The organism is Paracoccaceae bacterium (assembly GCA_012103375.1).
Lineage (GTDB): Bacteria > Pseudomonadota > Alphaproteobacteria > Rhodobacterales > Rhodobacteraceae > WLWX01.
On record WLWX01000001.1, the window covers coordinates 845209 to 860533 of the forward strand.

General features: G+C 60.0%; 10 protein-coding genes. 2 read left to right on the plus strand and 8 right to left on the minus strand.

The annotated features are described in order from the left end of the window. Positions 1–285 precede the first annotated feature (285 nt). Positions 286–4542: a DNA-directed RNA polymerase subunit beta' gene (gene rpoC, locus GKR99_04430; GenBank protein NKB26830.1), complete on the plus strand. Its 4257-nt coding sequence runs from the start codon at positions 286–288 to the stop codon at positions 4540–4542. A 127-nt stretch (positions 4543–4669) separates the two neighbouring features. On the opposite strand, the gene GKR99_04435 is transcribed toward rpoC, so the two are convergent. Further along, on the minus strand, positions 4670–5926 hold the full coding sequence (locus tag GKR99_04435) for a sulfatase-like hydrolase/transferase (protein NKB26831.1): 1257 nt from the start codon (positions 5924–5926) through the stop codon (positions 4670–4672). A gap of 99 nt (positions 5927–6025) precedes the next feature. On the opposite strand from GKR99_04435, the gene GKR99_04440 reads away from it, so the two are divergent. After that, positions 6026–7396: a transposase gene (locus tag GKR99_04440; GenBank protein ID NKB26832.1), complete on the plus strand. Its 1371-nt coding sequence runs from the start codon at positions 6026–6028 to the stop codon at positions 7394–7396. On the opposite strand, the gene GKR99_04445 is transcribed toward GKR99_04440, so the two are convergent. The 7 genes from GKR99_04445 to GKR99_04475 form a co-directional block, all read right to left on the minus strand. Further along, positions 7345–7746: a sulfatase-like hydrolase/transferase gene (locus GKR99_04445; protein NKB26833.1), complete on the minus strand. Its 402-nt coding sequence runs from the start codon at positions 7744–7746 to the stop codon at positions 7345–7347. The genes GKR99_04440 and GKR99_04445 overlap by 52 nt on opposite strands. 67 nt (positions 7747–7813) lie before the next feature. Then, on the minus strand, positions 7814–8788 hold the full coding sequence (locus GKR99_04450; protein NKB26834.1) for a TAXI family TRAP transporter solute-binding subunit: 975 nt from the start codon (positions 8786–8788) through the stop codon (positions 7814–7816). Further along, on the minus strand, positions 8785–10563 hold the full coding sequence (locus GKR99_04455; protein ID NKB26835.1) for a TRAP transporter fused permease subunit: 1779 nt from the start codon (positions 10561–10563) through the stop codon (positions 8785–8787). Before GKR99_04455 ends, GKR99_04450 begins: the two co-directional genes overlap by 4 nt. A gap of 146 nt (positions 10564–10709) precedes the next feature. Next, entirely contained in the window at positions 10710–11396 is a 687-nt protein-coding gene (locus GKR99_04460; protein NKB26836.1) for a hypothetical protein, read from the minus strand. A 9-nt stretch (positions 11397–11405) separates the two neighbouring features. Then, positions 11406–12407: a sulfatase-like hydrolase/transferase gene (locus GKR99_04465; protein ID NKB26837.1), complete on the minus strand. Its 1002-nt coding sequence runs from the start codon at positions 12405–12407 to the stop codon at positions 11406–11408. Then, a complete protein-coding gene (locus tag GKR99_04470) occupies positions 12343–13731 on the minus strand; it encodes an aldehyde dehydrogenase family protein (GenBank protein NKB26838.1) in 1389 nt (462 codons plus the stop codon). The genes GKR99_04465 and GKR99_04470 overlap by 65 nt, the downstream gene beginning before the upstream one ends. Then, positions 13721–15223, minus strand: coding sequence for a choline dehydrogenase (locus GKR99_04475; protein NKB26839.1), 1503 nt, complete (start codon positions 15221–15223; stop codon positions 13721–13723). Before GKR99_04475 ends, GKR99_04470 begins: the two co-directional genes overlap by 11 nt. Positions 15224–15325 lie beyond the last annotated feature (102 nt).

Genomic DNA, 15325 nt, shown 5'->3' on the forward strand with positions numbered 1-15325 from the left:
TTTGCGCTTCGCTCTGACTTTGCTGTTTGGCGTCATTTGCTTCGCAGGTGGCTATTTGTACAGTGAGCTCTCCACTCTTTATTCGAGTATTCGAATGGAGTGGGGGGCAAGCGGCAAGGTTTCCGGCACAATCCCACAGAATTTTGGAAATCGAGACAACAGAGCGATCACCGCTGCCATCTGTCACGGCGATCAGCTTGTCGAGAGTTTCAATGAGACATCAATGTCATGGGCGGCGCGGACTTCGTGCGCTTCTCCTGTGCAAACTAAAGAAAGGTCTTCCCAATGAACCAGGAACTGACCACCAACCCGTTCAACCCGCTGGCCCCGCCGCAGACGTTTGACGAGATCAAGATCTCCTTGGCGAGCCCTGAGCGGATTCTCAGCTGGTCTTATGGCGAAATCAAGAAGCCCGAGACGATCAACTATCGCACGTTCAAGCCGGAACGTGACGGGTTGTTCTGCGCGCGGATTTTTGGCCCGATCAAGGACTACGAATGCCTGTGTGGCAAATACAAGCGGATGAAATACCGCGGCGTTGTTTGCGAAAAATGCGGCGTGGAAGTCACGCTGCAAAAGGTGCGACGCGAACGGATGGGCCATATCGAGCTGGCCGCGCCAGTTGCGCACATCTGGTTCCTGAAATCGCTGCCGTCCCGCATCGGCTTGATGTTGGACATGACGTTGCGCGATCTGGAACGCATCCTCTATTTCGAAAACTACGTCGTCATTGAACCTGGCCTGACGGACCTGACCTATGGCCAGTTGATGAGCGAAGAAGAGTTCATGGACGCCCAGGACGCCTATGGCATGGACGCGTTCCAGGCCAACATCGGCGCCGAGGCGATCCGTGAAATGCTGGCCGCGATTGATCTGGAAGCCGAAGCCAACCAACTGCGCGAGGATCTGTCCGTCGCCACTGGGGAACTTAAGCCCAAGAAGATCATCAAGCGCTTGAAAATCGTCGAGAGCTTCCTGGAATCCGGCAACCGCCCGGAATGGATGGTTCTGACCGTCGTGCCCGTGATTCCGCCCGAGCTGCGCCCGCTGGTACCGCTGGACGGTGGCCGGTTCGCGACGTCCGACCTCAACGACCTCTATCGCCGCGTGATCAACCGCAACAACCGTTTGAAGCGGCTGATCGAACTGCGCGCCCCGGATATCATCGTGCGCAACGAAAAGCGGATGTTGCAGGAATCCGTTGACGCGCTGTTTGACAACGGCCGTCGCGGCCGGGTGATTACGGGGGCCAACAAGCGCCCGCTGAAATCGCTGTCTGACATGCTGAAGGGTAAGCAGGGTCGCTTCCGCCAGAACCTTCTGGGCAAACGCGTCGACTTCTCGGGTCGTTCGGTCATCGTGACCGGGCCGGAACTGAAGCTGCATCAGTGCGGCTTGCCCAAGAAAATGGCGCTCGAACTGTTTAAGCCGTTCATCTACTCGCGACTTGAGGCGAAAGGTCTGTCCTCCACCGTCAAACAAGCCAAAAAGCTGGTCGAAAAGGAACGCCCCGAAGTCTGGGACATCTTGGACGAGGTCATTCGCGAACATCCCGTGATGCTGAACCGTGCGCCGACGCTGCACCGGCTTGGCATTCAGGCGTTCGAGCCGGTTCTGATCGAAGGCAAAGCGATCCAGCTGCACCCGCTGGTCTGCTCGGCCTTCAACGCCGACTTTGACGGTGACCAGATGGCTGTTCACGTCCCGCAGTCGCTGGAAGCACAGCTGGAAGCACGCGTGCTGATGATGTCGACCAACAACGTCCTCAGCCCTGCCAACGGTGCGCCGATCATCGTGCCGTCGCAGGACATGATCCTCGGCCTCTATTACATCTCAATGGAGCGTGAGGGGATGCAAGGCGAAGGCATGGTTTTTGCCAACGTGGATGAGGTTCAGCACGCGCTGGACGCAGGCGAAGTGCATCTGCACGCCAAAATCACCGCGCGCATTCCCCAGATTGATGAAGAAGGCAACGAAGTGCTGACGCGCTTTGAAACCACGCCGGGCCGCATCCGTCTGGGCGCGCTTTTGCCGCTGAACGCCAAGACACCCTTCGATCTGGTCAACCGTCTGCTGCGCAAGAAAGAAGTGCAGCAGGTAATCGACACCGTGTACCGTTATTGCGGCCAGAAAGAGTCGGTTATCTTCTGCGACCAGATCATGACCATGGGCTTCCGCGAAGCCTTCAAGGCGGGCATTTCGTTTGGCAAGGATGACATGGTCATTCCCGACGCCAAATGGCCCATCGTTGACGGTGTCCGCGCGCAGGTGAAGGAATTCGAACAACAGTACATGGATGGCCTGATCACTCAGGGTGAAAAGTACAACAAGGTTGTCGATGCCTGGTCGAAGTGCTCGGACGAGGTTGCCAGCGCGATGATGGACGAAATCTCGTCCATGCAACGTGACGATGCCGGTGCGGAGATGGAGCCGAACTCGGTCTACATGATGTCGCACTCCGGCGCGCGTGGTTCGCCGGCACAGATGAAGCAGCTGGGCGGGATGCGCGGTCTGATGGCAAAACCCTCGGGTGAGATCATCGAGACGCCGATCATCTCGAACTTCAAAGAAGGTCTGACCGTGCTGGAGTACTTCAACTCCACCCACGGGGCCCGTAAGGGTCTGGCCGATACGGCGCTGAAGACGGCAAACTCGGGCTATCTGACGCGGCGTCTGGTGGACGTGGCCCAGGACTGCATCGTGCGCATGCACGATTGCGGAACCGACATGGCCATCACCGCGGAAGCGGCTGTCAACGACGGGGAGGTTGTCGCCTCGCTTTCCGAACGCATTCTGGGCCGTGTCGCGGCCGAGGATGTGATTGCACCCGCCGACGGCGAAGTTCTGGCAACTGCCGGAACGCTGATCGACGAACGCATGGCGGACGGCATCGAAGCGGCGGGCGTGGCCAAGTTCCGCATCCGCAGCCCCCTGACCTGCGAGGCGGAAGAGGGCGTCTGCGCCATGTGCTATGGTCGCGACCTGGCACGCGGTACGCTGGTCAATCAGGGTGAGGCTGTCGGCATCATCGCCGCGCAGTCGATCGGTGAACCCGGCACCCAGCTGACGATGCGGACGTTCCACATCGGCGGTATCGCCCAAGGTGGTCAGCAGTCGTTCCAGGAAGCCAGCCAGGACGGCAAGATCGAATTCCGCAACGCCAACTTGTTGAAGAACGCCAATGACGAGATCATCGTCATGGGTCGTAACATGGTGATCGCGGTTATCGACGAACATGGCGTCGAGCGGTCGACCCACAAGCTGGGGTACGGCACGAAAGTCCACGTCAAGGACAAGGCCAAGGTGGCGCGGGGCGACAAGCTTTATGAATGGGACCCCTACACCCTGCCGATCATCGCCGAAGCTGCCGGTACGGCGAAATTCGTCGATCTGGTCAGCGGGATCTCGGTGCGTGACGATACGGATGATGCCACAGGCATGACCCAGAAAATTGTCACCGACTGGCGGTCTGCGCCGAAGGGAAGCGACCTCAAGCCCGAGGTTATACTTGTCGGCAAGGATGGAGAACCTGTGCGCAACGATGCGGGCAATCCGATCACCTATCCGATGTCGGTCGACGCCGTTCTGTCGATCGAAGAAGGGTCCGAGATCAAGGCCGGTGACGTTGTGGCGCGTATCCCGCGCGAAGGTGCCAAGACCAAGGACATTACCGGGGGTCTTCCCCGTGTGGCGGAATTGTTCGAAGCCCGTCGCCCCAAGGATCACGCGATCATCGCCGAGGCGGATGGCTATGTGAAATTCGGGCGTGACTATAAGAACAAGCGCCGGATCAGCATTCAGCCTGCCGACGAAACTCTGGACGCTGTCGAATACATGGTGCCCAAGGGCAAGCACATCCCGGTTGCCGAAGGGGATTTCGTCCAGAAGGGCGAATACATCATGGATGGCAACCCGGCGCCCCACGACATTCTGTCGATCATGGGTGTCGAAGCGCTGGCCGATTACATGATCGACGAAGTGCAGGACGTCTATCGACTGCAGGGCGTGAAGATCAACGACAAGCATATCGAAGTGATCGTGCGCCAGATGCTCCAAAAGTGGGAGATTCAGGACAGTGGCGATACCACGCTGCTGAAAGGTGAAAACGTCGACAAGGCCGAGTTTGACGAGGCCAATGAAAAGTCGCTGGCCCGTGGCGGACGCCCCGCGCAGGGCGAACCGATCCTGCTGGGCATCACCAAAGCAAGCCTGCAAACCCGCAGCTTCATTTCGGCAGCCTCGTTCCAGGAAACCACGCGCGTGCTGACCGAGGCTTCGGTGCAGGGCAAGCGGGATCGTCTGGTTGGTCTGAAGGAAAACGTCATCGTTGGCCGGTTGATCCCGGCAGGCACCGGTGGCGCGACCCAGCAGGTCCGCAAGATCGCCAACGACCGCGATCAGAAGGTCATCGCCGAAGCCCGCGCAGCCGCAGAAGAAGCTGCCCGCCTGGCCGCACCAAGCGCGGATGAAATGTCGAACCAGGTCTTTGGTAGCACCGACGACGACGTCCTGGTCGAAACGCCGGAAGGTGGCGCGGAATAATCACCCGCCAGGGATGAATTATGAAAGGCCCCGCTGCAAAGCGGGGCCTTTCGTCTATTTACAGACTGCGGATGCGTGCCATTCCGTGCCCAAATAGCGGGCTTGTGTCCTTGGCCGCGCCCCTGAATCAGCCTTCGCGCGGGAATTGCGGCGGCGTGACCGGAACGTAAGGGAACCGCCCGCGTTGCTTGGTGGCCGTCGTATTCGGATCGGTGCCGCCGCGAACATAGACTTTGCCGGGATCATAGTCGGGGCCAAAATCCCAGGTTGGAAAGCGTCCGTGTTTCATGGCGTCATGGACGAACATGCGTTTTTTCTGCGAGGCGCGGATGCGTTTTTCCAGCGCCTCTTCGTCCCACCGATCCTGCATCACTGCGAACATACGGTTGATCTGATCCTGATGCTCTGGGGCGTCGGCAAGATTGGTCAGCTCCAGCGGATCCGCCTTGGTGTCAAAGAACATCATGGGATCGCTGCGCGTATAGATCAGCTTTTTTGCGCCCTCGATCATGATGAAGGCGGGGCCATAAAGACTTTCGCCGGTGGATTCGATGAAAACGTGGTCTTCGGGGGTGTTGCGTTCGGGCAGATTCAGCAGGTTGCGACCATCATGGGGGGCCACGTAGCCATCGAATGTCCCGCCGCTGGCAATGTCCGTAAACGTCGGCATCAGGTCGACGAGTGAGGCATTCGCCTCTTCCCGGTGACCCGCCTTGACGCCAGGGCCCTGCATGATCATCGGCACGCGCAACGATGCTTCATAGGGGTTGAACTTGAACCACATGCCGCGTTCGCCCAGCATCTCGCCATGATCCGAGATCATGAAGACATAGGTGTTATCCAGCTGCCCGATGCTGTCCAGCGTCTCGATCAGCCCGCCAACCAACTCGTCAATATGGGTGACCATGGCGAAATAGGCGCGGCGCGAACTTTCAAGCTGCGCGGGCGTGATGTCGAATTCATCCTGCCGGATGGTCATGAAATAGCGCTGTGACCAGGGATCCCGGTCTTCAAAGGGGATATAGGGCACCGCGGGCGCGGGAATATCGCGGCCTTCGTACATGTCCCAGTATTTGCGGCCCGCAACGAACGGATTGTGCGGCTGCGTGAAGGACACATGCAGCAGAAACGGGCGATCATCGGTCGAACGGGCGTGATCATAAAGCTCCTTGCGCGCCGCGATGAAAACCTCTTCGTCATAGTCCAGTTGCAGGTTGCGTTCGCACTGGCCGGATTCCACGACGCTCAGCAGGCTCATGACCGAAGGCGCATAAGCCTCGTCCGTTTTGTCCCAATCCATCGTCCAGGCAAAATCGGATGGGTAAATATCGGTGGTCAGGCGTTCTTCGAACCCGTGCAACTGGTCCGGCCCGACGAAATGCATCTTGCCCGAAAGGGTCGTCTTGTAGGATACTGTTGAAAAAGTCCGTTGATTGGCCGCGCACGCTCTGATTCACTTGTTTTGAGGGTGGAGGGTTCGGCGATGATGGGTCCAAGGCAAGTTGCGCAAGGCGCGCTGTTCTATGAGTTCTCGATCGAGAGTTTTGTGCCGAAGGATCATCCCGTCCGGGGAATTGATCGCTTCCTTGATCTGACAGGTGTGCGCCCCTTGCTCGCTTCATACTACAGTGCCAATGGCCGCCCTTCGATTGATCCTGAACTGATGATCCGCATGCTGTTGTTGGGCTATTGTCAGGGCATCCGTTCCGAGCGACGGCTTTGCGAAGAGGTTCATGTCAATCTGGCGTATCGTTGGTTTTGTAAGCTTGATTTGGCTGATCCAGTGCCCGACCATTCGACATTCTCTAAGAACCGGCATGGCCGTTTCCGCGAGAGCGGTTTGTTCCGACATTTGTTCGAGGTCGTTTTGCAGCGCTGCATGGATGAGGGGCTGGTTGGCGGCCACAGCTTTGGTGTTGATGCCAGTCTGATCCCCGCGAATGCAAACCAGACGCGCGGCGTTGAAAGCAAAGACGGACTGCCAGCAGATCTGACGTCCCGTGCCGTCGACGAATATCTCGAGACGCTGGATGATGTGGCCTTCGGTGCTGCGACCAAGGTCGTCCCCAAATACATCTCACCGGCTGATCCAGCAGCGCGTTGGACTGGGGCTGACGGGGGAGCCGCCTACTTTGCCTATTCCACTAACTATATGGTCGATTTGGATAATGCAGTCATCGTGGACGTCGAGCCGACGGCTCCGATCCGGCCTGCAGAGGCGCGGGCAGCAAGGGAGATGATCGATCGTGTACATGAGCGGTTTGGCATCAAACCTGACAAGCTTGTGGGTGATACGGGTTACGGATCAGCCGAGATGTTGGGCTGGCTTGTGGACGAACGTCAAATCGAACCCCACATTCCGGTCTGGGATAAGTCAAAACGAACTGACGGCACATTCTCACGCGAAGACTTTGTCTACGACCCGGCGACCGACAGCTATACTTGCCCGACCGGCAAAGCCTTGCAAACATATCGGCGGAACTTCTCAAAACCGCGAAAGCCCAATGGCAGCAAAGACGGGTTCATCAGATACCGAGCCTCAAAGCACGATTGCGACGCATGCCCTCTGAAGTCGCAATGCTGTCCGAAGGACGACGGCAGACGCCTTATGCGGTCCGTTCACGAAGCCGCCCGAGACGTCGCTCGCGATATCCGAAAAACAGATGCCTACATGACGTCGTTCATCCAAAGGCGGAAGGTTGAAATGCTCTTTGCCCACCTGAAACGATACATCGGCGTGCAGATGATGCGGCTTCGAGGACCCAAAGGCGCAACCGAACAGTTCCAACTCGCAGCAACAGCTCAAAACCTCCGGAAACTGGCGAAGTTGGTGCCAGCAACAGTGCCAACGTGAAAGAAAACGGCGCGCGGCCGCCTCTCGCTCAACAACGCGCCGACCAAAACATCGACTTCTTCAACAGTATCGTAGCCCAGCTTGCGCAGATAGTGGGCGTATGTCGGCTCAGACGGCAGGAACTCGGCACCGTTATCGAAGACGCCGACGTCCGAGGGCAAGCGCCCCGTCATCATCGAGGCGCGCGACGGCCCGCAAACCGGGTTGTTGCAATAGCTGTTGGCGAAGGTCGTTCCGTTTGCCGCCATCTTGTCGATATTCGGCGTAATCGCATAGGGCTTGCCATAGGCTGACAGGCACAGCGCCGTCATCTGGTCCGCCTGAATGACAAGGATGTTGGGACGGGTCATCGGGGTGCCTCCTGCCAGGGTAATGCCCGCCCCGGCGCGTGGCCAGGGCGGGCAGTGGTGTTTCAGATCAGCCGCTGGTGCGGGCAACGAACTCTTCGATGCCGGGCACGCCAATCTCGCGATAGTACTTCAGCGCACCGGGGTGCAGCGGGGCACCAAAGCCGTTCAGCACGGTTTCCTTCGAAACGCGGCCAAAGGCCGGATGCACACCCGCCAGATCGTCCAGGCTTTCAAAGATCGCCTTGGTCATCTGGTAGACGCGGTCCTCGGACACATCTGCCGAGATCACCAGACCATTGGCCAGACCATAGGTCGGGGTGTCTTCGGCCACGTCCTCATAGGTGCCGCCGGGGATCGACAGGCGGAAGTAGGGCGGGAATTCGGCGCTGACCTTGGCGTAAAACTCATCCGAAATCGGGATCAGCCGCACATCGCGCTGCGCGCTAAGTTTGATGACCGGCGGCAGCGGGAAAGAGCCGTTCCAAAGCGCCGCATCAATGTTGCCATCGCTCAGCATGTCGACCATGTCGCCAAGGCGCACGCGGAAATCCTCAAAATCATCGCCGGCGACCATGCCCATCAGTGCGTTGGCATCCAGCATCGACACGCCACCGGGCTGGCCCATGCCGACGCGCTTGCCTTTCAAATCTTCGACCGAATTGACCGAGCTGCCTTCCAGCGTGATGATGTGCATCGCCACCGGGGCAATCGACATCCACGACAGGATCTTGCCCGCCTCGGTGCCTTCATAGGGTCCGGTCGCGGCCCATGCCTCATAAGACGACAGCGAGGTTGCCATCGAGGTTTCGATCTCGCCACCCTGAAGCAGGTTGATGTTGGCGACATAGCCTTTGGTCTCCTCGGCTGTTGCCTCGACCCCCTCAACATTCTTGTTGATGACATCGGCAATGCCAGCGGACCAGGTGTAAGCCGTGCAGCCGACCGGGCAGGAGCCGATCGACAAGAAGTCGGCAGCCTGAACGCTTGCCGGAACCACAAGCGTGGTCGCGGCGATCAGCGCGGATCTGAGTGTGTGTTTCATTTGGTAACTCCCTCTGTGGTTGGTTTGCTTGGTTCTTCCAGGTTGTTGGTTTGGGCGGATGCGTTGCGCAGGTTCCAGACGATAAGCGCGGCGGCAACCAGCACCGCCAAGGCGTCAAAGCGCCAATCCGAGCTGAGGAACAGGACTGCGGCCAGCGCAAATCCAAGCCGCTCGATCAGGCTCAGTCGGATGGCGAACACGCCCATCATCGCAATGCTGGCTGATACGCCCCCGGCAATCGCGGTGATGAACGACAGGGTGATCTGCACCCAGGTGACATCAATGGCCAGCAAGGCAGGGTCGTAGACGAAGAAATACGGGACCGCGAAGGCGCCCATCCCGAACTGGCACGCCAGAACGGCGATTTTCAGCGGGTTCCCTTGCGAGATTGAGGCCGCAGCATAAGCCGCCAGCGCCACCGGCGGTGTGATCGACGACAACATCGCGGAATAGAGGACGAACAGATGCGCCGCCAGCAGGCTGACGCCAAGATCGACCAGCGCAGGCGCCACCAGCGTTGCGACCAGAATATAGGCCGCCGCAGTGGGCAGGCCCATGCCCAGGATCAGGCAGGTCAGCATCGTCAGCACCAACGCCAATGGCAATTGTCCGCCCGACAGAAGGACCACAAGGGTCGAAAACTTCAGGCCGATCCCGGTCAAGGTGATGATGCCGATAATGCACCCAGCCGCAGCACAGGCCAACGCAACCGGGATGACCGCATTCGCCGCCGTCATCGCAGTTTCAACCATCCGGCGCGGCGTCTGTGCCGAGGCCCGGTTGAGGAAACTGACGATCACCGAGGTCGCCACCGCCCAGAATGACGACAGCATGATCGAATAGCCGTTCAGCAACATGCCAACAAAGACCGGCAGTGGCGCCAGCAGATAGGCGCGCCGCAGGATCGAAGCCCAGTCGGTTCTGGACGACGCGTCCCGCAACAGCGGGATATTCTGTTTTACCGCTTCGAAATGCACCATGGCCAGCAGCACGGCATAGAAGATCACGGCGGGCAGGAACGCCGCCTTCGCAATGGTCAGGTATGATGTCGAGGTGAACTCGGCCATGATGAAGGCCGCGGCGCCCATGACCGGCGGCATCAACTGCCCACCGGTCGAGGCGACAGCCTCGATCGCGCCGGCGGCTTCCTTGCGATAGCCGCTTTTGCGCATCAGCGGGATCGAGATTGGGCCAGTGGTCAGCACATTGGCCACGGCAGTGCCGGAAATCATACCCATCAGGCTGGACCCGACCACGGCGGCCTTTGCAGGCCCGCCGCGCATCCGGCCCGTCAGGCCGGTGGCGAAATCCATCAGCACCTGGCCCGCGCCGGTCTTTTCCAGCAGCGCCCCAAGCACCACGACGCCGGTGACAAACGTGGCGCTGACACCCAGAGGGGTGCCGAAAATGCCACCGCCGCCAAGGTATAGCTGCGCCGTGACACGCTTCAGTGAATAGCCACGGTGCGCCAGCCCATCGGGCAGATAGGCGCCAAGCAACCCATAGGCGATGAAGATTCCCGCCAGGATCACAATGGGCCAGCCTATGGTGCGCCGACAGGCATCAAACAAGGCAATCACCAGAATGACTGCGAATATGATCTCAAGCTGGGTGATCTCGCCCCAGCGGTCGTTGATGGCGTCAAAATTGATAATGTGATGCCCGGTGGCGATGATGCCAGCGCTCAGAACCACAAGGCACCAGATCCTTTGCAGCACAACGCTGCCATTCGCAGCGCCATCCCCCGAAAACGAAGGCACGCAATGCGCCAACATAGACCAGCGCCATCACCAGAAGCAGATGCGCGCTGCGTTGCAGACCATCGGGAAATACGCCGAAATAGGCCGTATAAAGCGTCAGCCCGACCAGCAGGATCGACGCCAGCCCGATGGCCCAGCCGAACGCCCGATCTGTCAGCGCGCTATGCATCGGGGCGTCTTTCGGTTTTGCAGAATGTGCCGTGGTTCGGATGATCAGGAGCTGTCGACATCGTGCTCTCCTGTTTGCAGATAGGCGGGCAGGGGCATCCGGCCATCAATGATCGCGGCCACATCGTCCTGCGACAGATCTGGGAAATGCGGCGCAATCGGATCAATCCTTGGCAGTCGGCGGTTGGCCTTGGTGCCGTCCACGCCGCCGGTTCCCCGGCGCACATACCGCGCCTCGTCGCCTTAAGGAACAGCCGTTCCGCCTGACTGGTGCGAATTTTTTGGTCGATCGCCGCCGGATCCCAGCCATCCAGCAAAATCGCCCTCAGCCCGGACAGGGTGCCCGCATGCGCCGGGTCATCGGCAAGATTGCGCAGCTCATCCGGGTCATCCTCTAGATCGAACAGCTGATCGGGGTGACCATGCGTGAATATCAGCTTGAACCGACCCTGACGAACCATCCGGTACGGCACGCATGGCCCGATCCCGTAATAATCCGAGATGGCCAGATCACGGGTGCCCACGCCGGTCAGCGCCGGATCCAGGCTTTCCCCGTCGCAAGGCAACGTCACCTCGCCCCCCGCGATACCCACCAGCGTCGGCAGAAGATCGACCAGCGACACACAGTCCTTGACCCGGCGCGGCGCGTATTTGCCCGGCGCTGACACCAACAGCGGCACCCGCGCGGATCAGTCAAAGAAGCTTTGCTTGAACCACATGCCACGCTCGCCCAGCATCTCTCCGTGGTCAGCACAGAAAAAGATGACGGTATCGTCGGCTTGCCCGCTTTCGTCGAGCGCGCCGAGGATTTCACCAACCTTGTCGTCAATGAACGAGATCATTGCATAGTACCCGTGGCGTGAACGCCGCAGATCGTCATCGCTTACCCGATGCCGATGCCGCCCGTGGGCGAAGAACAGCGCGCGTGAGGCATGGTCGAGGTCCTCAAACGGCAGCGCGCCAACCTTGGGCAGGTCGATCTCATCCGGGTCGTAGCGATCCCAGTATTTCCGCGCCGCAACAAACGGCGTGTGCGGGCTGGTGAAAGAGGCGATCTGGAACCACGGTCCCGCATCATCGCTACGCCGCGCCAGATCATAGATCGTCTGAACCGAGGCATGAGCGACCTCTTCGTCGAAATCTTCCTGCAATGTGCGCGCCGCCGGTCCGGCATCGACGACACCGTTCAGACCGGTGGCTGACGGCACAAACGCCGGACCGGCGTCCCAATCTGCCACCCAGTCAAAGCCCGAGGGGTACACATCGGTCACCGTGCGTTCATCAAAGCCGTGCATCTGATCGGGGCCGATGAAATGCATCTTGCCCGACAGAACCGTGTGATACCCCAGATGACGCAGATGATGCGCCATGGTCGGCTGACTGGTGGGCAATTCGCAGGCGTTGTCCCAAACCTCGATCGCGGGCGTCAGCCGCCCTGACATCATCGAGGCGCGCGACGGAACGCAGACCGGATAGTTGCAATAGGCGTTGTCAAACACCACGCTGTTGGCTGCCAGACGGTCCAGATGCGGGGTCTTGCAGACGGTGTTGCCATGGAACGACAGCGCCTGCGGGGCCAGCTGGTCGGCCATGATCATCAGGATATTTGGCTTCTTCGTCATCGTGTCAAACCGCCGCCCGACGATAAACGGTGTGTTCCGTGGTGTAGAACTGGATGGTTGACGGCCCATTGGACCCCCTGACACCCATGGCGCTGTCCTTGATGCCGACAAAGGGCACGTGGTTTTCGGGGAAGCTGCCCGCATTCACGTGGATCATGCCGCTTTCGCTTTCTGCGACGAAACGTTCCACGACGTCTGTGCGTTCGGAATAGAGGCACGACGACAGGCCGAATGCGACGTCATTGGCGATGCTCAGCGCCTCGTCCACGGTGTCATAGGCGATGACGGACAGGACCGGGCCGAACACCTCGTCTCGGGCAACTTCCATGTCACGCGTAACGTTTGACAGGATGGTGGGCGCGTAAAAATACCCGCCTGTGTCTGATCGGAGCTTCTCTCCGCCCGCCGCAACGGTCGCACCAGCTGCCTTGGCGCGGGTGACGAAGCCATCCACATCCTGGACCTGTTGCGCGCTGGAAAGCGGACCGATCTTTGCGCCGTCCAGTGCTCCGTCCATCGGTTGCATCGCCTTGGCCCGTGCGGCCAGACCTGCGACGACCGTGTCCTCCAGCGCGCGGTTCACGATGACCCGGCTGACGGCGGTGCATCTTTGGCCGCACACCGCGAAGGCCGATGCCATGATCTGATCAAGTGCCGCATCCATGTTGCCCGCGTCGTTCAGGATCGCGGGGTTCTTGCCGCCAAGTTCCAGCGAGATTTCCGCCAGATGTCCCGCCGCCGCAATCGCGACACGCTTGCCGACGCCGACCGAGCCGGTAAAGCTGATGGCGTCGACGCCGTTATGTTCTGACAGGGCCTGCCCCAGGGCACCGCCCCCGATCACGGATTGCACAAGGTCCGCCGGCAGGATGCCAGCCGCAATTTCTGCCATAAGCGCGACAGCACCCGGTGTCAGCGACGCGGGTTTGAGCAGGATCGCATTGCCGTACACCAACGCCGGGATCGCTTTGCGCATCGGCGTGCTGAACGGAAAGTTCCAGGGGTTGATGCCAAGGATCACACCGCGCGGGCGACGAGTGGAATAGGTGACCGTTCCGGGGATCTGCGAGGCAAAGACCTCTCCGATCGGGGCGCTGGCGCGACCGATGCAGGCGCGTGCCTCGCCCACGGCCTTGGCGACCTCACCGCGTGCTTCGGCCAGCGGCTTGCCCATTTCTTTGGTAATCGACTGGGCAATGTCTTCGATGCGTGCTTCCAGGGCGTCGACATATCTGGCGACCTGTGCGCCACGCTCGGGCTGGGGTGTTTCGGCCCATTTGATCTGCGCCTGACGTGCGCGGGCGACACAACCGTCCAACGCCTCCATCGGGGTTTCGTCATAGGTCGCCACAATCTGGTCCGGGGCGGCGGGGTTGCGAATTTCAATGGGCATGCGTTTTGTCCTGTGTTGTCCCGGCGGCATCAGCGCGGATCATCGCGGCGGCCTTTTCGGCGATCATGAATGTGGGGGCATTGGTATTGGCCGAGGTGATCTTCGGCATGACCGAGGCATCGACAACCCGCAGCCCCTCGACACCGTTGACCCGCAGCGCTGGGTCCACAACGGCCTTAGCGTCCGAGCCCATGCGGCAGGTGCCGACAAGGTGATAGACCGTCCCCGCCATATTGCGCACGGCGTCCAACATCTCGGCATCGGTCTGGTATTGGTCGCCCGGAATAACCTCGCGCTGCCAGCGATGGCGGAATTCGGGCCGGTTATAAAGCTCGCGCACCAGGCGCAGCCCTTCGACGATGACATTCTGGTCCTTTTCAGTCGCAAGGTAGTTCGTGCGGATTTGCGGATCCGCGAAAGGATCGGTGTTGGCGATATGTATCGACCCACGGCTTTCGGGATGGCACTGCCAGAATGACGTTGTGAACCCGGAATACCGGTGCAGCGGCGTGCCGGGCTTGTCGACCGACAGCGGCATGACAAACAATTGCAGATCGGGGCGCCCGCCCTCGGCGTATTTGGTGCAGGCAGCACCCCCCACCTGACCTGCGCCAACGGTTAGCGGCCCGCGCGATTGCAACAGCCATTCAAGGCCCATCCGGGCCAGGCTGATCGGATTGCGGATATGATCGTTGAGCGATGCTCCGCGATCTTCCAACTCGACGATGGTACGCATTTGCAGGTGATCCTGCAGGTTCTCGCCCACTTCGGGCGCGTCGTGGCGCGTTTTGATGCCGTGGCTTTGCAACAGGTCAGCGGGGCCAATTCCGGACAATTGCAATAGCTGGGGTGACTGAACGGACCCGCCGCACAAAATAACCTCGCAATCGGCATGAACCTTATGTGTCGTGCCGCCGCTGACATATTGGACGCCGGTTGCGCGGGGGCCGTCGAACAGGATTTCGGTGACATGGGCACCGGTCTGCAATGTCAGGTTGGGGCGTTTCAGGGCAGGATGCAAAAACGCGGTTGCCGCACTGTCGCGCCAGCGTCCGCGCAGCGTCAGTTGGTATGACCCGACACCATGGGACGCCTCGGCGTTGAAGTCATCGTTCTTTGGCAAACCATGGGCGCGCGCTGCCTCCAGCCAGTCGAAACAGGCCAGGTTGTCGTTACGCAGGTCCGACACCTGTAGCGGCCCATGGGTGCCGCGATACTGCGAAGGCGCACCGTCATAGGTTTCGAAGGCGCGGAAATGTGGCAGTACATCGTCAAACGCCCAGCCGTCCGCGCCCTGCGCGGCCCAATCGTCAAAATCCGCATGCTGGCCCCGGATATAGATCAACCCGTTGATCGAGCTTGATCCCCCCACGACCCGCCCGCGCGGACAATCCATCCGTCGCCCGGCAATGCCGGGGTCCGGGTCACCGCGATACAGATGCGCAACACGGCTGTCATAGATGGATTTGTAATAGCCGACCGGCAGTTTCAGCCGATTGTGTTGAAAAACTCCGTTTTAGGGCCTGAACGATGATTTTTCTTTCCATGCAGCCCGATCCTAAATTTTTGGCGCGGGGGTCGGCCCAAATCGCCT